This window comes from Sphaerisporangium siamense (assembly GCF_014205275.1).
GTDB classification, from domain to species: Bacteria; Actinomycetota; Actinomycetes; order Streptosporangiales; family Streptosporangiaceae; genus Sphaerisporangium; species Sphaerisporangium siamense.
On sequence record NZ_JACHND010000001.1, the window covers coordinates 6,884,176 to 6,905,107 of the forward strand.

The following is a 20,932-nucleotide window of genomic DNA, read 5'->3' on the forward strand; positions in this document are numbered from 1 at the left end:
TTGCCCGTCCCCCAGGGTCAACTCACCGCGCCGCAAGCGCGCCCGGCGTGTTGCCGCCTGTCCCTTTCGCTCCTGCGGCCTCCCGCCGGGCTGTGGGACAAGTCACTTGATCGTCACGACGTCCGGAGAGCTGACGTCGTACCGCTGGGCGGGGCGTTCCAGCAGCGTGAGCACGATGCGCGCCTTGTCGCGCGTGCGCTCGGCCCCTCCCCACATGATCGTACGGCCGTCGCCGAGCCGGAGCGAGACATCGGCGGCGGATGTCGCGCTCACGGTCCTGATCATGCGGGTCAGGTCGCCGGGAAGCCCGCCGGCGACCTTGAGCGCCGCCATGGTGGCCGGGTCGCCCACGGCGAAGCGGGGCACCTGGAGCGTGGGCAGGCCGAACGGCGCCGAGCCCTTGGTCTCGATCACCACGGCGTGCCGGTCGACGACCGCCGTCGCGCCGCCCCAGGAGACGACCGCGACGGGCCTGCGCTCGGCCACACGGATCTTGAGGGTGTCCGGCCAGGCGCGCTCCACGGCCGCCGACTCCACGCGGCGCATCCCCGCGACCGCGCGCCGCACGGCCTCCAGGTCCACGGTGGCCATCGGCGTCAGCTCGCGGACCGCGGCGGCCCGCCTGACCTCCTCGTCGGTGACCATGGCGTTGCCGGACACCGCGACGTGGCGCACGCCGAGGACCGGCGAGAAGAACACGAGCCACGCGGCGGCCCCCACCACCCCGCAGGTCAGCAGGGCGGCCAGGACCGTGCGCCGGGCCCGGCGGCTCACCGCGCGGCGAGCTCTGCGACGATGAGCGGCCCGAGCTCGGTGACGTCGCCCGCGCCCATGGTGAGCACGATGTCCCCCGGCCTGGCCCGGCCGGCGACCAGGCCGGGCACCGCGCCGCGGTCGGGCGCGTAGGCGACCCGCTCGGCCGGCAGCGGCACCTTGCCGGCCACCAGCGCGCCGGACACGCCGGGCTCGGGGTCCTCGCGGGCGCCGTAGACGTCCAGGACGATCGCCTCGTCGGCCAGCCCCAGCGCGGCCCCGAACTCGTCGGCGAAGAAGCGCGTGCGCGAGTACAGGTGCGGCTGGAACACCGCGATGACCCGCCCGGAGGGCCCGGAGAAGGACGCCACGACGTCGCGGGCGGCGCGCAGGTCGGCGGCCAGCTCGGTGGGGTGGTGGGCGTAGCTGTCGAAGACGGCCACCCCGGCGCCCTCCCCCTTGGCCTCGAAGCGCCGCTTGGCGCCGGTGAACGCCGCGAGGCCCTCACGGAACTCGTCGAAGGGCACGCCGAGCTCCTCGGCCACGGCGAGCGCCGACAAGGCGTTCAGGGCGTTGTGCCGGCCGGGGACCGAGAGCCTGACCTCGCCCTTGCCCTCGACGCGGAACGCGACGCCGAAGCCGTCGGGCGCGATGCCCGTCACGCGCAGGTCGGCGCCCTCGGACTCGCCGTAGGTGCGGACCCGCAGGCCCCGGGCCCGCGCGGGCGCGGCCAGGGCCGCGGCCCCGGGATCGTCGGCGCAGATGATCAGGGTGGAGCCGACCCTCTCGGCGAAGCGGGCGAACCCGTCGTACACCGCCTGCGGGTCGCCGTAGTTGTCCAGGTGGTCGGGCTCGACGTTGGTCACCACCGCGATCTCGGGGGCGAGCATGAGGAACGAGCCGTCGCTCTCGTCGGCCTCGGCCACGAACACCTCGCCCGCGCCCTCGTCGGCGCCGAGGCCGGTGGTCACGAGCTGGCCGCCCACGCAGTAGGACGGGTCGCGGCCGCACTTCTGCAGGGCGACCGTGAGCATGGAGGAGGTGGTGGTCTTGCCGTGCGTGCCGGCGACGGCGATGCCGCTGCGGCCGACCATGACCGCGGCCAGCGCGGCGGCCCTGGGGATCACGCGCAGCCCCTGGCGCAGGGCCTCGCCGAGCTCGGGGTTGGAGTCGCGGATGGCGGTGGACACCACCACGGTGTCGACGTTCTTGATATGGGACGCGGCGTGGCCGACGTGGACCAGGGCGCCGAGCTCGCGCAGCTCGTTGACCATGGCAGAGCCGCGCGCGTCGCTGCCGGAGACCTTCACGCCTCGCTTGAGCAGGATGCGCGCGATGCCCGACATGCCCGCGCCGCCGATGCCGATGAAGTGCACCCGGCCGAGCTCGTCGGCGGCGACCGGGGCGACCGGCTTGACCAGGCTCATCGCCGGCCTCCCGCGGCCACCACGCCGAGCACCTTGCTCGCGAGCACCTCGTCGGCGTCCTTGCGGCCCATGCGACCGGCGGCGGCCGACATGGCGACGACCCGCTCGGGGTCGCGCAGGATGGGCAGCACGTTGCGGAGGATCCACTCGGTGGTGAGGTCGGCGTTGTCGACCATGATGCCTCCCCCGGCCTGGACGATCGGCGCCGCGTTGAGGCTCTGCTCGCCATTGCCGTGCGGCAGCGGCACGAAGGCCGCGGGCAGGCCCACGGCGGTGAGCTCGGCGCAGGTGAGCGCGCCGCTGCGGCACAGCACGAAGTCCGCCGCCGCGTACGCCAGGTCCATGCGGTCGATGTAGGGCAGCACGACGTACTGCGGGTCGCCGGGCGGCGGCTCCTGGATGATCTCGTTCTTGGGGCCCACCACGTGGACGACCTGGACGCCGGCCTGGCGCAGCGCGGGCGCGGCGGCGAGGGCCGCCTCGTTGATCGCGCGGGCGCCCTGGGAGCCGCCGAACACCAGCAGCGTCGGCCGGTCGCTCTCCAGCCCGAAGTAGGACCGCGCCTTGTCGCCCATGGACAGACGGTCCAGCATGGCGATCTCGCGGCGCAGCGGGATGCCGACGTACTGCGCGCGCGGCAGGACCGCGTCGGGGTGGCCGGTGAAGACGTGCTCGGTGAGCCGTGCGCCGAGCCGGTTGGCCAGGCCGGGCCGCGGGTTGGCCTCGTGCACCACGATCGGCACGCCGCGCCGCCGCGCGCCCAGGTAGGCGGGCGTGGCGACGTACCCGCCGAAGCCGACCATCACGTCGGCCCGCAACCGGTCCAGGATGCCGGCGGCGGTGTTGATCGCGCCCGCCAGGCGGCCCGGCACCGTCAGAAGCTGCGGCGTGATGGCGCGCGGCAGCGGGACCGCGGGCACCAGCGCCAGCTCGTACCCCCGCGCGGGCACCAGCCTCGACTCCAGCCCGCGCTCGGTGCCGAGGCAGGTGACCCCGATGGAGGGGTCATACCTGCGCAGCGCGTCGGCGAGCGCCAGAGCGGGTTCGATGTGGCCGGCCGTGCCGCCGCCTGCGAGGACCACCCTCATGTCGGTCCTTTCACTCCACGTGCCTCGATGTCGGCCCTGAGACGCCCCGGACGGCGCCCCTTCGCCGATGGACGACCCAAACCAAGCCAGCTTAGAGCCCGCGCCAGGGGGCCGGGGCCGCGAGCGGCCAGTGCGTCGGCCGCGCCCGGCTCCCGTTTGGCGAATGACAACAACATGCCAAGCGCCGCGAGCGTGGGCAACAGTGCCGAACCACCGTACGACACCAGCGGCAGCGGAATGCCCGTGATGGGCAACGCGCCGATCACCGCGCCGATGTTCACGATGGCCTGCCCGGCGATCCAGGCGACCGCCGCGGAGGACGCCAGGCGGATGAACGGGTCCTTGACGCGGGAGGCCACCCGCAGGCCCGCGTACCCGAGCAGGCCGAACAGGGCGACCACGACGAGGGTGCCCATCAGGCCGAGCTCCTCGCCGATGATGGAGAAGATGAAGTCGCTCTCGGCGTGCGGCACCCAGCTCCATTTCTGGCGGCTGCTGCCGAGGCCGAGGCCGAACCAGCCTCCCGAGCCCATCGCGATCTGGCCCTGCGCGGCCTGGTAGCCCGACCCCTGGGCGTTGCCCCAGACGTCCAGCCAGCCGGTGATGCGGTCGGAGCGGTAGCCCTCGACGCTGATCATGATGACGGTGGCCAGGGCGGCGACGGAGAGGATGACGCCGAACAGCTTGAGCGGCGCGCCGACCACCCACAGCAGCGCCAGGAAGATCAGCATGAGGACCAGCGTGGTGCCGAGGTCGCTCCCGAGCAGGACCAGGACGGCGAGGATCACGGTGCCGGGCAGGAGCGGGAGCAGGAGCTGCCGCCACTCGATGCGCCCGTTCTTGGCCTTGCGCGCGAGCAGGTCGGCGCCCCACAGCATCAGGCCGAGCTTGGCGGGCTCCGACGGCTGGATGGTCAGCCCGCCGATGTAGATCCACCGCTGCGCGCCGAGCTCGGTCTCGCCGATGAAGATCACCATGATGAGGCCGATGATCGAGAGGATCATCAGCGGGTACCCGGCGAGGCGGAAGAAGCGCTGCGGCAGTCGCGAGCAGATCCACATCGCGGGCAGGCCCAGGCCGACCGACAGCGACTGCTTGAGGAACCAGTAGAACGGGTTGCCGGTCTTCTGCAGCGCCTCGATGCTGGACGCCGACAGCACCATCATCAGGCCGAGCGCCAGCAGCAGCAGGCTGCACCCGAGCACCAGGTAGTAGGAGGTGAGCGGGCGGTTCAGCAGCTCGCCGAGCGCCGCGAGCCTGCCGCCCGCGTGGGCGCGGCGCGCGCCGGCCGCCACCGTGCTCTCGGCGGGGGCCGTGGACCCGGTGGCCTGCCCCGCCTCGGCGGTCACGGGGCCGCCAGGCGGCGCACGGCCCGCGCGAACTCCTCCCCGCGGGCGCCGTAGTCGGCGAAGATGTCCATGGAGGCCCCGGCGGGCGCCAGCAGCACGGTGTCTCCGGGGGCGGCCAGCCGGGCGGCTTCGGTGACGACACGATCCATCACCCCAGTGTCTTGCCCTTCGACCTCGGCGACCGGAACATTCGGCGCGTGTCGCGCCAGAGCCTGGCGAATTCGCGCCCGGTCCGCGCCGAGGAGCACCGCCCCGCGCAGCCGTCCCGCCGCGCGGCGGACGAGGTCGTCGACCTCCGCGCCCTTCAGCAGCCCGCCCGCGACCCACACGACCGAGGGGTAGGCGGCCAGGGACGCGGCGGCGGCGTGGGGGTTGGTGGCCTTGGAGTCGTCCACGTAGTCCACCCCGGCGAGGCGCGCGACGTGGGCGATGCGGTGCGGGTCGGGGACGTGGGCCCGCAGGCCCGTGCGCACGGCCTCGGGCGGCACGCCGTAGGCGCGGGCCAGCGCGGCGGCGGCCAGGGCGTTGGCGACGTTGTGCGGCGCGAACGGGCGGACGTCCTCCAGCGTGGCCAGTTCCTCGGCCCGGGAGGGGTCGCCGGTGAAGGCGCGGTCCACCAGAAGGTCCTCCACGACGCCGAGCCGCCCGGGAGCGGGCACCTCCAGCGTGAAGCCGACCGCGCCCGCGTACGGGGCCGCCAGGCGGGCGGAGACGGGATCGTCGGCGTTGTGGACGACCACGCCGGCGCGCTCGAAGACGCGGCCCTTGGCGCGGGCGTACTCCTCCATGGAGCCGTGCCAGTCCAGGTGGTCCTCGGCGACGTTGAGCACGGCGGCGGCGGCCGGGGCCAGGGTGGAGGACCAGTGGAGCTGGAAGCTCGACAGCTCGACGGCGAGCACGTCGTGCGGCTCGGCGACGGCCTGGATGACGGGGGTGCCGACGTTGCCCACGGCCACGGCGTCGTGCCCGGCGGCGCGGAGCATCGCGGTCAGCATGCGCACGGCCGTGGTCTTGCCGTTGGTGCCGGTCAGGGCGAGCCAGGGGGCCGCCCCCGGGGGCCGCCGGCGCCAGGCCAGCTCGACCTCGCCGATCACCTCGACGCCGTTCTCGGCGGCCTCCACCAGGAGGGGGTGGGTGGGACGCCACCCCGGCGAGGTCACCACCACCGAGGTGCCCTCGGGCAGGCCTCCGCCGAAGCGGACCTCGACCCCGGCGTCCGCCAGCCCGGCCGCCGCGGCCCGCTGCCGCTCGCCGTCCACGCCCTCGACGACCACGACCTGGTGCCCGTCCCGGGCGAGGCTCAGCGCCGCCGCGATCCCCGACACGCCGAGCCCGGCCACTGTGTACATTGCGCTCTCTTTCGTTCACACCGCGCGAGGCCCCGGCCCCGGCGCGCCGCCTCAGGCCTTCGGCATCCACTCGACGTAGAACAGGCCGAGGCCGGCGGCGGCGCACAGGACCGCGATCAGCCAGAAGCGGACCACGATGGTGGTCTCGGCCCAGCCGGCCAGCTCGAAGTGGTGCTGGAGCGGCGCCATGCGGAACACCCGTTTGCCGGTCATCTTGAAGAACCCGACCTGGATGATCACCGAGGCGGTGATGATGCAGCACAGGCCCGCGAGGATGAACAGCAGGATCTGCGTGCGGGTGGTGATCGCCAGCCCGGCGAGCACGCCGCCGAGCGCCAGCGACCCGGTGTCGCCCATGAAGATCTTGGCGGGCGGGGCGTTCCACCACAGGAAGCCGACCAGCGCGCCGAGGACGGCCGCCGCGACCACCGCCAGGTCCAGCGGGTCGCGCACCCAGTAGCAGTTGGGGCCGAGCTGGTTCAGGCAGCTGTTGCGGAGCTGCCAGTTGCCGATCAGGACGTAGGCGGCGAGAACCACCCCGGTGGCGCCGCTGGCCAGGCCGTCGAGGCCGTCGGTGAGGTTCACCGCGTTGGAGAAGCCCACGATCATGATGAGCACCCAGATCGTGAACATGACGATGCCGATCGAGGGCCCGAAGTCGCGCAGGAAGGACACCCGGGTCTCGGCGGGGGTGATCGAGTAGGCGTTCGGGAACCGCACGACCAGGACGGCGAACACCGCGCCGACGACGAGCTGGCCGAGGGCCTTGGCGCCGCTGCGCAGACCGAGGCTGCGCTGCTTGTAGATCTTGATGAAGTCGTCGAGGAAGCCGACCGTGGCCAGGCCCGTCATCAGGAACAGCACGAGCACGGCGGAGGCGGTCGGCGGGGTGAAGGTGGCCAGGTGCGCGCAGGCGAAGCCGATCAGCGCGGCGATCACGAAGACCGTGCCGCCCATGGTGGGGGTGCCGCGCTTCTCGTGGTGCCCCGACGGGCCCTCCTCGCGGATGTTCTGGCCGTAGCCCCTGCGGCTGAACAGGCGGATCGCCAGCGGGGTGCCGAGCATGGACAGCAGCAGCGCCACGCCCGCGGCGATGAGGATGTCCCTCATCGGGCGCCACCCCCCGCGCCCGCGGCGTCCCCGGTCCCGGCCAGCAGCCTCGCGGCGACCCGTTCGAGCCCGGCCGCGCGCGGCCCCTTGACCAGCACGACGTCGCCGGGCCGCAGCTGGGCGACCAGTTCGGCGGCGGCGTCCTCCGGCGCGGGGACGTGGACGGCGCCCGAGCCCTTGGCGCCGGCCAGGACCGGCCAGGGGTCGTCCCCCACCACCCACAGCCCGGCCAGGCCCGCGGCGGCGGCGGTGCGGCCGACCTCCTCGTTGAGGGTGTCGGAGTCCTCGCCGAGCTCGCGCAGCGAGGCGATCACCGCGAACCGGCGGCGGTCCTTGCCGAGGGCGGCGAGGGCGTCGAAGGCGGCGCGCATGGACTCGGGGTTGGCGTTGTAGGCGTCGTTGATCACGGTGACCCCGTCGGGGCGCTCGGTGACCTCCATGCGCCAGCGGCTGCGCGGCTCGGCGCGGGAGAGCTCCTCGGCGATGGTGGCCACCGGCAGGCCGAGCTCGTAGGCCGCCGCGGCGGCGGCCAGGGCGTTCTCGACGGTGTGGGCGCCGTGCAGGCGCAGCCGCACGTCCGCGCGGCCCGAGGGGGTGACGAGCGTGAAGCCGGCCCGGCCGCGTTCGTCCAGCGTGACGTCCTGGGCGCGGATGTCGGCCTCGGACGAGCGGCCGAACCACCGGACCCGCGCCCGGGTGCGGGAGGCCATGGCGGCGACGTTGGGGTCGTCGGCGTTGAGCACCGCGACGCCGTCGGCGGGCAGGGCCTCGACCAGCTCGCCCTTGGCCTTGGCGATCTGTTCCCTGCCGCCGAACACGCCGAGGTGGGCGCTGCCGACGTTCAGCACGACGCCGATCTTCGGCGGGGCGACGCCGGCGAGGTAGGCGATGTGGCCCTCCTCGCGCGCGCTCAGCTCCAGCACCAGGAATCGGGTGTCCTCGTCGGCCCTCAGCACGGTGAGGGGGTGGCCGATCTCGTTGTTGTAGGAGCCGACGGGCGCGACGGTGGGGCCGACCAGCGCGGTGAGGCCGCCGAGGAGGTCCTTGGTGGTGGTCTTGCCCGCCGACCCGGTGACGCCGATGACGGTCGCGCGGGGCAGCTCGGCGACCACCGCGGAGGCGAGCCGGGCGAGCGCGGCCACGACGTCGGCGACGACCACCGACGGGGCGTCGACGGGCCTGCTCGCCAGCACGGCGACCGCCCCCGCCTGGTGGGCCTGGGCGGCGAAGTCGTGCCCGTCCACCCGGCCGCCCTTGATCGCGGCGAACAGCGACCCCGGGCCGGCGGCGCGGGAGTCTATGAGGACCGGCCCCCGGACCACGGCGCGGGGATCGGCCATGCCCGTGAGGGCACCCGAGGTGATCTCGGCGATCCTTGCCAGCGGCAACGGGATCATTCGTTATCCCTACTCTCCATACAAGCTCGTTCGTGCGTACGCGGGGCGCCGGCGACCGGCCGGCGCGACCGGGGCGCCGCGCGCCTCAGCCTCGCACAACACCGCAGCTCACATTCGCTCACGTCTGCTGATCGCCTCTGCGACCACCTGCCTGTCGTCGAACGGCAGCACTTCGCCGGCGACGTACTGACCCTGCTCGTGGCCCTTGCCCGCGACCACGACGACATCACCCGGCCGCGCGCGGCCGATCGCGAGTCCGATCGCGGCGGCCCGGTCCGGTTCCATGATCACATGGGCGCGGTCGCGCCCGGGCACCCGCAGGACGCCCTGGAGCATCTCGAAGAGGATGCGCACCGGGTCCTCCGAGCGGGGGTTGTCGCTCGTGAGGACCGCGACGTCGGCGAGGCGGGCCGCGGCCTCCCCCATCATCGGGCGCTTGCCCCGGTCGCGGTCGCCGCCGCAGCCGAGCACGATGATCAGCTCGCCGGAGGTCACCTCGCGCAGCGCGCGCAGCACCGACTCGACGGCGCCCGGCTTGTGGGAGTAGTCGACGATCGCCTGGAAGCCCTGAGCGCCCGGGACGCGCTCCATGCGCCCGGGCACGCCGGTGACCGTGCCCACGCCGTGCACGGCCGTCTGCAGCGGCACGCCGGCCTCCACGAGCGCGACCAGCGCGCCGAGGGTGTTGGCGACGTTGAACGGGCCGGGCAGCCCCACCGACACGTCGGCCTCGACGCCGCCGGGGCCGACCACCCGGAAGGTGCTGCCGTCCGCGCCGAGGCGGACGTCGTGGGCCCGCCAGTCGGCCTCGGCCGCGCCGCCGGACGAGAACGTCGTGACCGGGATCTTGGCCAGGCCCGCCAGCTCGCGGCCGTGGGCGTCGTCGATGTTGACCACGCCCACCCGCGACAGCTCGGGGGTGAACAGGCGGGCCTTGGCCCTGAAGTAGTCGTCCAGGTCGCGGTGGAAGTCCAGGTGGTCCTGGGAGAGGTTGGTGAACAGCGCGACGTCGTAGCGGGTGCCGTCCACCCTGCCGAGGGCCAGGGCGTGGCTGGAGACCTCCATGGCCGCCGCCGTCACCCCCTGCTCGCGCATCAGCGCGAACAGGCCCTGCAGGTCGCTGGCCTCGGGAGTGGTCAGCGTGGGGGTGAAGCGCAGGTCGCCCACGTGGATCTCGACGCCGCCGACCAGGCCGGTGCGGTGCCCGGCGGCCCGCAGGCCGCCCTCCATCAGGAAGCTGGTGGTGGACTTGCCGCTGGTGCCTGTCACGCCGAGCAGCAGCAGCCCTTCGGAGGGCCGCTCGTACACCCAGGCGGCGACCGTGCCGAGCACCGCGCGCGGCTCGGGCACCACCAGGACGGGCAGGCCGGAGGCGACGGCGTCGCGCCGGCCCGCGGGGTCGGTCAGGACCGCGGCGGCGCCGGCCTCCGCGGCCGCGCGCGCGAACGCGGCGCCGTGGACGCTGGTGCCGCGCACCGCGACGTACAGGTCGCCTGGCCTGACCTGACGGGAGTCGATGGTGACGCCGGTGACGGCGGCGAGGGGCGCTCGGCCGCCGCCGGAGGGCGCGCCGAGCAGGGCGGCGAGGCCGGACAGCGGACGGACCTGGCCGGCGGCGGGACGCATGGACGGGGGACGCACGGGCGAGAGCGTACCTTCCCCGTCAGCCGTCGGCGCTCAAGCGCACGGCGGGGGCGGTCGTGCCGGTCGGCGGGATCTTGCGGCTCTTCAACGCGAACGTCATGACTTCCTTGAACACGGGCGCGGCGATTTCCCCGCCGAAGTGGCCGTTCTTGGGCGCCTGGAGCACGGCCAGGGCCACCAGACGCGGCGCGTCGGCGGGAGTGAACCCCACAAAGGTAGCGGTATAGCCGCAATACCCTCGGCAGTTCTCGTCGTATCGCATCGCGGTGCCGGTTTTACCCGCCACCCGGTATCCCTTGATGGCGGCAAGCGACCCGGTGCTGCCGTCGGCGTTCACCGCGGCCTCCAGCATCCGCGCGATGTCCTTGGCGCTGCGCCGGCTCACCACGCGGGTCTGCTTCGGGGCCTTCGCCGGGACGAGCCTGTTGTGCTGGTCGACCGTGCCCGCGACGATCTGCGGCGTGATCCGCACCCCGTCGTTGGCGATGGTCTGGTAGACGCTGGCCATCTGCAGGGCCGTCACCGACACGCCCTGGCCGAAGGCGATCGTGCAGCGCTGGCTGCCCGACCAGGTTTCGGCCTTGGGCAGCAGCCCGGCCTCCTCGCCGTAGAACCCCGCGCCGGTCTTGGCGCCGAAGCCGAAGTTGCGCAGCATGGTGTAGAGCGTGTCGTCGCCGACCCGCTCGGCGGCCATCAGAGTGCCCACGTTGCTGGACTCGGCCATGATGCCGGTGAAGGTCAGCCGCTCGGGCGGGTGCGGGTGGGCGTCGCTGAGCAGGCGGTCGGCGCACTGGTACTTGTCCTTGACCTCGAACACGGTCTCGGGCCGCACCGCGCCCGTCTCCAGGGCGGCGGCGGCCGTGATGACCTTGTTGGTGCTGCCGGGCTCGAAGACCTCCGACACCGCGCGGTTGCCCCAGTCGCCGGGCGGGACCGACTCCCACTTGTTGAGGTTCACCTCGGGGGCGTTGGCCATGGCGACCACCTGTCCGGTGCGGACGTCCATGACGATCACGCTGCCGCTGCGGGCGCCGGTGGCCTTGACCTGCCGGGCGATGGCCTGCTGCGCGGCCCACTGGACGTCGCGGTCGATGGTCAGCCGCACCCCCTGCCCGGCCACGGGCTCCACCCGCGTGCTGCGGGTCATGGGGATGCGCTGGCCCGTGCCGCCGATCTCGATGGTCTGCTTGCCGTCCTTGCCGCCGAGCAGCTTGTCGTAGGCCTGCTCGAAGCCGGTCAGGCCGCCCCCCTCGTCGCCGACGAACCCGACCAGGCCCCCGGCGAGGTCGTCGCCGGGGTAGAGCCGCTGGTACTTCGGCTTCGCGGCCAGGCCGGGGATCTTCGCGTCGCCCACCTTGAGGTCGAGGACGTTCTTGGCCACGCCGATGGGCACGTCGCGGGCCAGCAGCGCGTAGTGGGTCCGCTGGATCGCCAGCTTGGCCACCAGATCGTCCTTGGGCACGCCCAGCAGCGGCGCCAGCGCCGCCGCGACCTGATCGCGGCGCTCGGCGGGCACCTTGGTGGGGTCGATGGAGACCTCGCGGGCCTCGACGGTGATGGCGAGCGGGTGGCCGTTGACGTCGCTGATCGTGCCGCGGCGCGCGGGCAGCGGCTCCTCGCGGACGCGCAGCGAGGCGGCCTTGGCCTCGAAGACCTTGGAGTCCAGCCCTTGGAGCTGGACCAGGCGCCCCGCGAACAGCGACAGCACCACCGCCATGCCCATCAGGCCGATGTTGATGCGCCGGCGCGGGTTGCCGAGCCGCAGCGGCGCCGCCGGGCGCGGCCCCCAGGAGCGCCAGGGCGGGAGACGGAAGTCGTACCCGTCCCCCGTGCCGTCACGGAAGCGGTCGGCGAACCGGTCGGCGAACCGGTCGCGGTATCCGCCACTGTTCCTGTCCCCGCGCCTGTCGCGGCGTCCGTCGCGGTCTCCCGGCGGCAGGCGGCCGGACGTCCGCCCCGCGCCGCCGGGACGGCGGGGGGAGTCGCGCGCGGGACGGCGCGGGCCGCGCCCGTCGCCGAGCACGCGGCGCGGCGCCGGGACGGTCTTCTCCGCGTCGCCGGGCCTGCCCTGCGCCCCCGGACGCGGATGGCGCCCCTGCGCACCCGGCCGGCCCTCGCCGTCCGGACCGCCCCGGCCCTCGGGGCGGGGGCGTCCGGGAGAACCCTGGCGGCCGTCGCCGTCCTGGCGCGAGCGCCCGGCGGACCCGGAACGCGGGTCGCCGTCCTGGCGGGGCCGTCCGCCGGGGCCGGGGCGGCCGTCGCCCTCGGACCGGCCGGGCCGTCCCTCGTCCTCGGGACGGCCGGGACGGCCGCGCCGGGGGCCGCCGGGACCTCCCGAGCCGCCGCGGGCGCCGCCGGAACCGCCGCGCCCGCCGCGGCCGGGCCCCGGAGGACGGCCGCCGCCTTCTCTCACGGGACCGGGACCTCCACCTGCGACTGCCCGCCCACGACGCGGCCCTCGGGAACGTCCAGGATCTCGGGGGCGGAGTTGTCCGGCCTGACGCCGTGCTTGCGCGCCTCCTCGGCGACCGCCTCGGGCTGGGAGCGCTGCAGCAGTTGCTTGTTCAGGTCCTGGGCCTGCTCGTGCAGCTCGCGCGTGCTGTCGCGCAGGTCGTTCACGCGGAACGAGTCCTGCGCGAGCACGGTGTTGAGCAGCAGCAGCGTCACCAGGCCCCCGCACAGCAGGCCGACGACCAGCAGCACGAACGGCGTGCGCGGGACGTTCCGCGGGCCGGTGGCGGCCGGACGCGCGGCGGCGGGAGCCTGGGTCGCGGGCACGGAGCCGCGGCGCGGCGGGCGCGGCGGCACGGCCCTGCGCGGGGCGCGGGCCGGCCGGGACGGCGGCGCGGTGACGCCGCGCGCGGCGCGCGGCGCGCGCACGGGCCTGTCGTCGACGGCGGTCGCCGTGCCGCCGCCGGTCTGGATGGTGGGCTCCTCGTCGTTTCTCATTCCGGCTCCCGGATTCTCTCTGCGGCCCGCAGCCGGGCCGAGGCCGCGCGCGGGTTGCGCGCGATCTCGTCCTCGTCCGGGACCTCCGCCCCTCTGGTCACCGAGCGGAACCTCGGCGCGTGCGCCGGCAGAGGGACGGGAAGCCCCGGAGGGCTCGTGTCCCTGGTCCGCTCGGCGATGATCTGCTTGCTCAGCCGGTCCTCCAGCGAGTGGTACGAAAGGACGACCACCCGCCCTCCGACCGTCAGGGCGTCGAGCGCGGCGGGGAGGGCACGCTCGAAGGCGGCCAGCTCTCCGTTCACCTCGATGCGCAGTGCTTGGAACGTTCTCTTGGCGGGGTTCCCGCCGGTGCGGCGGGTCGCGGCCGGGATCGCCTCGCGGACGATCTCCGCGAGCCGCTTGGTGGACGCGATGGGCCCGGCGGCGCGCTGCCTGACGATGAGGCGCGCGACGCGCGAGGCGAAGCGCTCCTCTCCGTAGTCGCGCAGGATGCGGGTGAGCTCGCCCTCGGAGTAGGTGTTCACGACGAGGTGTGCCGTGAGCTCCTGCTCGGGGTCCATGCGCATGTCCAGCGGGGCGTCGTAGGAGTAGGCGAAGCCGCGCCCGGCCTCGTCGAGCTGGGGAGAGGAGACGCCGAGGTCGAACAGCACGCCGTCGACCTTCGGGCGCCCGGTGCGCGCGAGCAGACCGGGCAGTTCGTCGGAGACCGCCCGCACGAGGGTGGTGCGCCCGGCGTAGGGCGCGAGGCGGGCGGTGGAGCGCGCGATGGCGTCGGGATCGCGGTCGATGCCGACCAGGTGGAGGCCGGGGTGCGCGGCGAGCAGCGCCTCGGCGTGCCCGCCGAGGCCGAGGTTGGCGTCGACGAGCACGGCTCCGGGCCTGTCCAGCGCCGGCGCCAGCAGTTCGAGGACACGGCGCAGCATCACCGGGACGTGACCGCCCGGCTCGCCGTGAACTCCGGCATGCTCGTCTACATGCATGATGAAACCCCCTCTTGCCGCCATGACCGTGTCGGTGGACCCCCGGGACACGGAACTTGCTCGCGGATGCGCGGCCTTACGTACGTCTTCTCGCCGGTTCTCACCCCACCCTGGTGACGGCTCGCCCGGCCAGGTCCCCATCCGCGTCCCCTGCCGACGCGCCGTCACCTGACACCGGGGAAGGTGCATCAGCTGACGGCGGCGCCGTGGTGCCCGCGCGAACCTGCCGGGCCCCTCGGGAGCGGGTGGAGACCTCGCCGAACGACGTCTTCACCGACGAGTCGACCGTTGTCAAAGGATCCCTGGCAGCACCTCCTCCGAGAGGTCGGAGAAAGCCTGCTCTTGGGCGGCCAGGTAGGTGTCCCAGGCCACGGCGTCCCAGATCTCCAGCCGGGTGTTCGCGCCGATGACGGCGCAGTCCCGGCGGAGGCCCGCGTACTCGCGCAGGCCCTGGGGAATGGTGATCCGCCCTTGTTTGTCGGGCGTCTCATCGGAGGCGCCGGCGAAAAGGACACGACTGTAATCGCGGACGGCCTTGGCGGTCACGGGTGCGGTGCGCAGCGCCTCGGTGATGCGCTGGAACTCCTCCACGGGAAACACGTAGAGGCACCGCTCCTGGCCCTTGGTGATCACAAGACCCTCCGCCAGCTCCTCACGGTACTTCGCCGGCAGGAACAGTCGTCCTTTCTCATCCAGACGCGGGTGATGGGTGCCGAGGAACACCGGCCCCACCTCCCGTGCCACATGGAACGACTGACGCCATGGCACCAGCCCCTCCACTGCGCACCACCATACTCCACTTCTCCCCACCGTCAACTGATCCAAACAAGTTCCGCGCGCCAATACGCCGACGTTTCCGCAGGTCAGAGCAGGTGGAGCGGAGTGGGGCGCCCGGTGGGGGCGCGCGTGCGCACGGGCGTGTCGGAATCGCCCCCTTGACACCGTCCGGGCGGGCATGCCGCACCTGTCTGGGCGATCGCGCGGCGGGACGGCCGCGGGTGGGGGAAAGTGGGGGGCGTCTCGCGACCGAATGTCACGGGATTCGGACGCCGGCGGGACGGCACCGCGACCACCGGCCAGAACACTTGGGGCCAGTTCTTCCGGAATATCACGGAACGTCGCCTGGAAACTCCCCGCATCATAGTGTCGGTATACAGAATGAAGAAGAACGACAAAGCCCCCGCAATACCACCCCGCGTGGGCTACCACACCCTCATGGAGGCCCGGTGGGAGTGACCCACGATGTCGGACAGGAATTGGGGGGTCTGGTCGCGACGGCGCACCGGATCCGCGAGGCCATCGAATCGGTGATCGAGGGAAAGGGCGACGTCGTCCGCCTCACCCTCACCGTGATGCTGGCCGAAGGGCACCTCCTCATCGAGGACGTCCCCGGCGTCGGCAAGACCATGCTGGCCAAGGCGCTCGCGCGGTCCATCGACTGCCCCGTGCGCCGCGTCCAGTTCACCCCGGACCTTCTCCCCAGCGACATCACGGGCGTGAGCGCCTTCAACCAGCAGTCGCGGGAGTTCGAGTTCAAGCCGGGCCCCGTCTTCGCCAACATCGTCGTGGGCGACGAGATCAACCGCGCCTCCCCCAAGACGCAGTCGGCCCTGCTGGAGTGCATGGAGGAGCACCAGGTCACCGTCGACGGCACGACCTACCGGCTCGACACGCCCTTCATGGTCATCGCGACCCAGAACCCCATCGAGATGGAGGGCACCTACCCCCTCCCCGAGGCCCAGCGCGACCGCTTCACGGCGCGGATCGCCATGGGCTACCCCGAGCCGGCCGCCGAACTGGAGATGCTGGACGTCCACGGGGCGTCCTCGCCGCTCGACAAGCTCGAACCCGTCGCCACGACCGCCGAGGTGCGCGCCCTGATCGACGCCGTGCGCGCCGTCTACGTCTCCCAGCCCATCAAGAGGTACGCCGTCGACCTGGTCGCCGCCACCCGGCAGACCCGCGACCTGCGGCTCGGCGCCTCGCCCCGCGCCACCCTCCACCTGGTGCGCGCGGCCAGGGCGCACGCCGCGCTGTCCGGCCGCGACTACGTCATCCCCGACGACCTGCAGGACCTGGCCGTCCCGGTCCTGGCCCACCGTCTTCTCCCGAGCCTGGAGGCCCAGGGCCAGCGCCTGCGGCCCGAACACGTCATGGCCGACCTCGTACGCCGCGTCCCCGTGCCCGAGAGCCGGGAAAGGGGGGCGGGCGGGGCGGCGCCGCGGTGATCGCCGGTCTCAGGGCGCTGACCTCGCGCGGCCGCTCCTTCCTCGCCTCGGGCGTGGCCGCGCTGCTGTGCGCGGTCGCGCTCGGCGAGCACGACCTGCTGCGGGTCAGCGTGCTCGTCATCGCGCTCCCGCTCCTGTCGGCCATGGTGGTCGCCCGCACCCGCTACCGGCTGAGCTGCGCGCGCAGGCTCTACCCGGCCAGGGTCCCCGTCGGCACCGACAGCACCGTGACCCTGCGGCTGGAGAACGTCACCCGGCTGCCCACCGGCCTGCTCCTCATCGAGGACACCGTCCCCTACGCCGTCGGCACCCGCCCCCGGTTCGTCCTGGACCGGGTGGAGTCGCGGGGGGTGCGCGAGATCGACTACAAGGTGCGCTCCGACCTGCGCGGCAGGTTCCCGATCGGGCCACTGTCGGTGCGCATCGCCGACCCCTTCGGCCTTGTCGAGCTCAACCGGGCGTTCGCGGCCACCGACACTCTCACGGTGGTGCCGGAGGTCGTGCCGCTCCCCCACGTCAGGCTGTCCGGCGAGTGGACCGGCGGAGGCGACAGCCGCACGGCCAGCGTGGCGGCGGCGGGGGACGACGACGTCGGCCCGCGCGAGTACCGCCAGGGCGACGACCTGCGGCGCGTCCACTGGCGCTCGACCGCGCGCTACGGCGAGCTGATGGTGCGCCGCGAGGAGCAGCAGTGGCAGAGCAGAGGCGCCCTGCTGCTGGACACCCGCAGGCACGCCCACCGCGGCGAGGGGCCGCGCTCGTCCTTCGAGGTCGCGGTGTCGGCCGCCGCCTCGATCGGCGTGCACCTGGCCCGCGACGGGCTCGGGCTGCGGCTGGTCACCGACCAGGGCGCCCAGCACCTCGCCGACGCCGGCGGCGGCCAAGGGCTGCTGGACGCGCTTGCGGTCGTGCGCCAGAGCACCGCGCGCTCCCTGGAGTCCGGCGTCGCGGCGCTGCGCCAGGGCGGCGGCGACGGGCTCATCGTCGCCGTGCTCGGCGACCTCGACCCCGAGGAGGCCAGGGCGCTCGCCCGTCTGCGGCTCGGCGGGGTCACCGGCGTGGCCGTGCTGCTGGACGTACGCGGCTGGCAGCAGACCCCGGCGCACCACACCGCCGAGAACGAGTCCTACGAACTGGCCCGCGCCGTGCTCGCCGGCGCGGGGTGGCGGGTCGTGCGGCTGCCCGCGGGCACCTCGCTCGCCGCCGTCTGGCAGGAGGCCGCCCAGAACAGCCGGTTCACCGGGCCGGCCGGCACGATCACCTCAGGAGACGCGGCATGAGACTCCCGATCGCCGCGGCGCTGGCCACGGCCGCGGTGTCGCTCACCCTCTATCCTCTGTTCCGCGAGGGCGACTGGTTCTGGACCGGCATGGGGGCGATCCTGGTCGTCGGCGCCGTGTCGGTCCTCACCACGCGGCCCGCGGTGCCGCGCTGGCTCGGCCCCCCGCTCGGCCTGCCGGCGCTCGGCCTGTACCTCAACCTGGTGTTCGCCGCCGACGAGTCCTGGGGGCGCGTCGTCCCGACCGGCGAGTCGCTGGTCGCGCTGGCCGGCCTGCTCGGCGAGGGGTTCGCCGACATCCAGCGGTACGCCGCCCCCGTGCCGGCCAACCCGGGCATCACGCTGCTCACCGCCGGGGGCGTCGGCGTGATCGCGCTGACGGTGGACCTGCTCGCGGTGCGGCTGCGCCGCGCGGCGCCGGCGGGGCTGCCGCTGCTGGCCCTGTTCACCGTGCCCGCCGCGGTGATGACCGAGCCCCTCGGGTGGCCGGCGTTCATCCTCGGCGCGCTCGGGTACGTGGGCCTGCTCGCCGCGGACGGGCGCGAGCGGATCACCACCTGGGGCCGGGCCGTCCTCGTGCGCAGGACGCGCGCCGCCGCCGCGACCGCCAGGCCCGACAGCACGCCGATCTCGCTGTCGGGCAAGCGCATCGGCATCGCGGCCATCGCGCTGGCCGTCGGCGTGCCCGCGTTCGTGCCCACCCTGGCCCCCAACCCCCTGTTCGGGTTCGGCGTCGGCTCGGGCAACGGCGCGGGCGGCAACACGATCACGATCCCCGACCCGATCGCGAACTTGCGCGGCCGGCTCACCCAGCCCGGCAACGCGACCGTCCTCACCTACACCAACAGCGACAACACCGCCCGCTACCTGCGGATGTACTCGCTGGACACCTTCGACGGGCGGCGGTGGACGATGACGCAGCCCAAGGGCCGCCCGGAGAACGGCGTGGCGGAGGGCCCGCTGCCCGCGCCGCCCGGCCTGGACCCCGAGGTGCCGGTGAAGCAGGTGGACACCCGGCTCAAGGTGAGCGACGCGGTGGAGGGGCTGAGCTTCCTGCCGCTGCCCTACCCCGCGGCCACGGTGCGGGTGGACGGCGACTGGCGCGCCGACGAGTCGACGCTCATGGTCTTCTCCACGCGCGACACCGCGGGCGGTCAGGAGTACGAGGTCGGCCAGCGGGAGCCGCAGCCGACCTCCGAGGCGCTGTCGGACATGGTGGCGAGCCCGGACCCGGAGGTGGCGGCCCGGTACCTGCGACTCCCCGACGACCTGCCCCTGGAGATCGCGATCACCGCGCGGGGGCTGGTCTCGGACACCGACAGCCCGTACGAGGTGGCCGTCAAGCTGCAGAAATGGTTCACCACCACGGGCGGGTTCACCTACAGCCTGCGCACGCAGGGCAACGGCAGCGACGCGCTGGTGGACTTCCTGCGCAACAAGAACGGCTACTGCGAGCAGTTCGCCGCCGCGATGGCGGTCATGGCGCGGGTGCTCGGCGTGCCCGCCCGCGTGGCGATCGGCTACACCGGCGGCACCTTCTCGGACGGCGCCTGGCAGGTCCGCACGCACGACCTGCACGCCTGGCCGGAGCTGTACTTCCAGGGCGCGGGGTGGCTGCGCTTCGAGCCGACGCCCTCGGGCGGGCTCGGCCAGGCCACCGCCAGGATCCCGGACTACTCGCGCCCGTCGGTCACGACCGGCGGCCCCGACTCCACGAGCGCCGCGCCGACGGCCGGGCCCGAGAGCGAAGACCCGGAGACCTCCACGGCGCCGAGGCGCGCCGTCCGCGACCCGGACGCGAACCTGCCCCAGGGCTCGGTGAGCACGGAGACCGGCTCGTCCGTCCCCGCCGTGATCGGGATCGGGCTGGTGGTCCTGCTGCTGGTCATGCTCCTCCCCGCCGCCTGGCGGGCCGCCACCCGGTACCGGCGCGGGCGCGGGTGGGCCCGCGCGGCCACCGGAGCCCCAGCGGCCGGTGTCCCGGCGGCCGGCGCGGCGGGGCCCGCGGCCGAGGGCGGGCGGCTCGGGCGCGCGGTGCGCGGCACGTGGCGCGAGCTGATCGACACCCTGCACGACCTCGGTCTCGGGCACGAGCTCAGCGAGACGCCGCGGGCGCTGGCGCGCCGGCTGGCCGAGCGGCACGAGCTGGACGCGGACGCGGCGGCGGCCGTGGCGCGGATCGCCTCGGCCGAGGAACGGCTGCGGTACGCGCGCACGCCGGGCGAGATCGCGCCCCTGGCCGGGGACCTGCGGGTCGTGCGCGGGGCGCTGCGGCGGGCCGTGCCGCGCGGGCGGCGGCTGCGCGCGACGCTGCTGCCGGCCTCGACGCTGCTGCGGCTGCGCCGGGCGGGCGGGGCGATGCTGGACGGGTTCGACCGGCTGGAGAACATCCGCCTGTGGCCGCGCCGCCGCGACCAGGACCCGGCGGCCGGACCGGCGGCGCCCGCGGAGGAGACCCGGGTGCTCACCGGCTCGCGCCGCTGAGAGCCGGGCCCCCCGGGCGTGAGGACGCCCGGGACGCCCGTCCGGGGTGAGCCCGGCAGGCCCGGGACGTGACGAGGCCCGGGCCGTGAGCTCTGGAAGAGATTTCCAGGGATCACGGCCCGGGCCTTGTCACGCCGCGAGGTCGCACCGCCCGGGTGGGGCGTGGCCGCGAGGTCGCACCGCCCGGGTGGGGCGTGGCCGCGAGGTCGCACCGCCCGGGTGGGGCGTGGCCGCGAGGTGGAGCCGTCAGGTCGCCGTGGTCGCCGGATGTCCCGGCGAGGTCGTCAAGGGCCGGCGCGCGGGCGCGGCGCCGGGGTCCGCCGGCGGCCGCGCGGTGCCACGCCCCGCCACGAACTCAGCGCTCGTCGCTCCGGCGGCGCCAGCGTTCCTCCATGCGTTCCATGAACCCTTGCCGGGAACCGCGGCGCCGCTCGGGCCGGCCGGGGCCGCCCTGCGCCCTGGCGTCGCCGCCGAACCCGTTCATACGCTTCCAACTGGACAGACCCCACAAACACGCGGCGAGCATGACCACGAAGCCGCCCACACCGAGTGGGATGATCGGTGCCACGACGCCGACCATCAGCAGGACGACACCGAGGACGAAGCCGATGGAGGCTTTCACAAGGCGGCGTTTGTAATGGTTGCGTGGATCACTGATCCGAACGGTGTTGGCCCACTTCGGGTCCTCGCTATAGAGGGCCTGCTCGATCTGGTCGAGCAGGCGCTGCTCGTGCTCAGAGAGCGGCACGGCGCCTCCCAAGGACGGCCCCTTGACGGGGAAGACGGCAACGGGCACCACAGGGTGTCCGGACCTCGCGGTCGGTTATCCCCAGAATACGAGGCTGTAGACGTAGGCGAAAGAAAACGTCCAACGTAGACCAAACCGGAGGTGACG

16 protein-coding genes are annotated in these 20,932 nt (G+C 74.1%); 3 read left to right on the forward strand and 13 right to left on the reverse strand.

All coding sequences use genetic code 11. The features are described 5' to 3' along the window. Window positions 1–102: 102 nt before the first annotated feature. From BJ982_RS31425 to mraZ, 12 genes are all read right to left on the reverse strand, one after another. A complete protein-coding gene (locus BJ982_RS31425; RefSeq protein ID WP_239123650.1) occupies window positions 103–774 on the reverse strand; it encodes a cell division protein FtsQ/DivIB in 672 nt (223 codons plus the stop codon). Continuing rightward, complete coding sequence (gene murC, locus BJ982_RS31430; RefSeq protein ID WP_184886051.1) at window positions 771–2,180, reverse strand: UDP-N-acetylmuramate--L-alanine ligase; 1,410 nt, start codon at window positions 2,178–2,180, stop codon at window positions 771–773. Before murC ends, BJ982_RS31425 begins: the two co-directional genes overlap by 4 nt. After that, a complete protein-coding gene (murG, locus tag BJ982_RS31435) occupies window positions 2,177–3,268 on the reverse strand; it encodes an undecaprenyldiphospho-muramoylpentapeptide beta-N-acetylglucosaminyltransferase (RefSeq protein WP_184886053.1) in 1,092 nt (363 codons plus the stop codon). The genes murC and murG overlap by 4 nt, the downstream gene beginning before the upstream one ends. Further along, window positions 3,265–4,617, reverse strand: a complete 1,353-nt coding sequence (gene ftsW, locus BJ982_RS31440) for a putative lipid II flippase FtsW (RefSeq protein WP_239123645.1) — start codon at window positions 4,615–4,617, stop codon at window positions 3,265–3,267. Before ftsW ends, murG begins: the two co-directional genes overlap by 4 nt. Then, window positions 4,614–5,966, reverse strand: coding sequence for a UDP-N-acetylmuramoyl-L-alanine--D-glutamate ligase (gene murD / locus BJ982_RS31445; protein WP_184886055.1), 1,353 nt, complete (start codon window positions 5,964–5,966; stop codon window positions 4,614–4,616). The genes ftsW and murD overlap by 4 nt, the downstream gene beginning before the upstream one ends. A 51-nt stretch (window positions 5,967–6,017) precedes the next feature. Then, window positions 6,018–7,076: a phospho-N-acetylmuramoyl-pentapeptide-transferase gene (mraY, locus tag BJ982_RS31450; RefSeq protein WP_184886057.1), complete on the reverse strand. Its 1,059-nt coding sequence runs from the start codon at window positions 7,074–7,076 to the stop codon at window positions 6,018–6,020. Then, entirely contained in the window at window positions 7,073–8,473 is a 1,401-nt protein-coding gene (locus tag BJ982_RS31455) for a UDP-N-acetylmuramoyl-tripeptide--D-alanyl-D-alanine ligase (protein ID WP_184886059.1), read from the reverse strand. The genes mraY and BJ982_RS31455 overlap by 4 nt, the downstream gene beginning before the upstream one ends. 108 nt (window positions 8,474–8,581) lie before the next feature. Further along, complete coding sequence (locus tag BJ982_RS31460; protein WP_184889596.1) at window positions 8,582–10,099, reverse strand: UDP-N-acetylmuramoyl-L-alanyl-D-glutamate--2,6-diaminopimelate ligase; 1,518 nt, start codon at window positions 10,097–10,099, stop codon at window positions 8,582–8,584. Between the two features lie 37 nt (window positions 10,100–10,136). Next, on the reverse strand, window positions 10,137–11,840 hold the full coding sequence (locus BJ982_RS31465) for a peptidoglycan D,D-transpeptidase FtsI family protein (protein ID WP_184889598.1): 1,704 nt from the start codon (window positions 11,838–11,840) through the stop codon (window positions 10,137–10,139). A 686-nt stretch (window positions 11,841–12,526) separates the two neighbouring features. Then, the gene (gene ftsL, locus BJ982_RS31470) at window positions 12,527–13,066 is read right to left on the reverse strand and encodes a cell division protein FtsL (protein WP_184886061.1); all 540 of its coding nucleotides are present in this window, start codon (window positions 13,064–13,066) and stop codon (window positions 12,527–12,529) included. Continuing rightward, on the reverse strand, window positions 13,063–14,046 hold the full coding sequence (rsmH, locus tag BJ982_RS31475; protein WP_184886063.1) for a 16S rRNA (cytosine(1402)-N(4))-methyltransferase RsmH: 984 nt from the start codon (window positions 14,044–14,046) through the stop codon (window positions 13,063–13,065). The genes ftsL and rsmH overlap by 4 nt, the downstream gene beginning before the upstream one ends. Before the next feature lie 291 nt (window positions 14,047–14,337). Beyond that, window positions 14,338–14,769: a division/cell wall cluster transcriptional repressor MraZ gene (mraZ, locus tag BJ982_RS31480; RefSeq protein ID WP_184889600.1), complete on the reverse strand. Its 432-nt coding sequence runs from the start codon at window positions 14,767–14,769 to the stop codon at window positions 14,338–14,340. Window positions 14,770–15,272: 503 nt separating this feature from the next. Here mraZ and BJ982_RS31485 point away from each other — a divergent pair. The 3 genes from BJ982_RS31485 to BJ982_RS31495 are packed head-to-tail and all read left to right on the forward strand — an operon-like array spanning window position 15,273 to window position 20,037. Then, window positions 15,273–16,274, forward strand: coding sequence for an AAA family ATPase (locus BJ982_RS31485; protein WP_373869698.1), 1,002 nt, complete (start codon window positions 15,273–15,275; stop codon window positions 16,272–16,274). Further along, window positions 16,271–17,554, forward strand: coding sequence for a DUF58 domain-containing protein (locus BJ982_RS31490; RefSeq protein ID WP_184886067.1), 1,284 nt, complete (start codon window positions 16,271–16,273; stop codon window positions 17,552–17,554). The genes BJ982_RS31485 and BJ982_RS31490 overlap by 4 nt, the downstream gene beginning before the upstream one ends. Beyond that, window positions 17,551–20,037: a transglutaminase TgpA family protein gene (locus BJ982_RS31495; protein WP_184886070.1), complete on the forward strand. Its 2,487-nt coding sequence runs from the start codon at window positions 17,551–17,553 to the stop codon at window positions 20,035–20,037. Before BJ982_RS31490 ends, BJ982_RS31495 begins: the two co-directional genes overlap by 4 nt. A 355-nt stretch (window positions 20,038–20,392) precedes the next feature. Here BJ982_RS31495 and BJ982_RS31500 read toward each other — a convergent pair whose 3' ends face one another. Beyond that, the gene (locus BJ982_RS31500; protein ID WP_184886071.1) at window positions 20,393–20,785 is read right to left on the reverse strand and encodes an SCO2097 family morphological protein; all 393 of its coding nucleotides are present in this window, start codon (window positions 20,783–20,785) and stop codon (window positions 20,393–20,395) included. Window positions 20,786–20,932 lie beyond the last annotated feature (147 nt).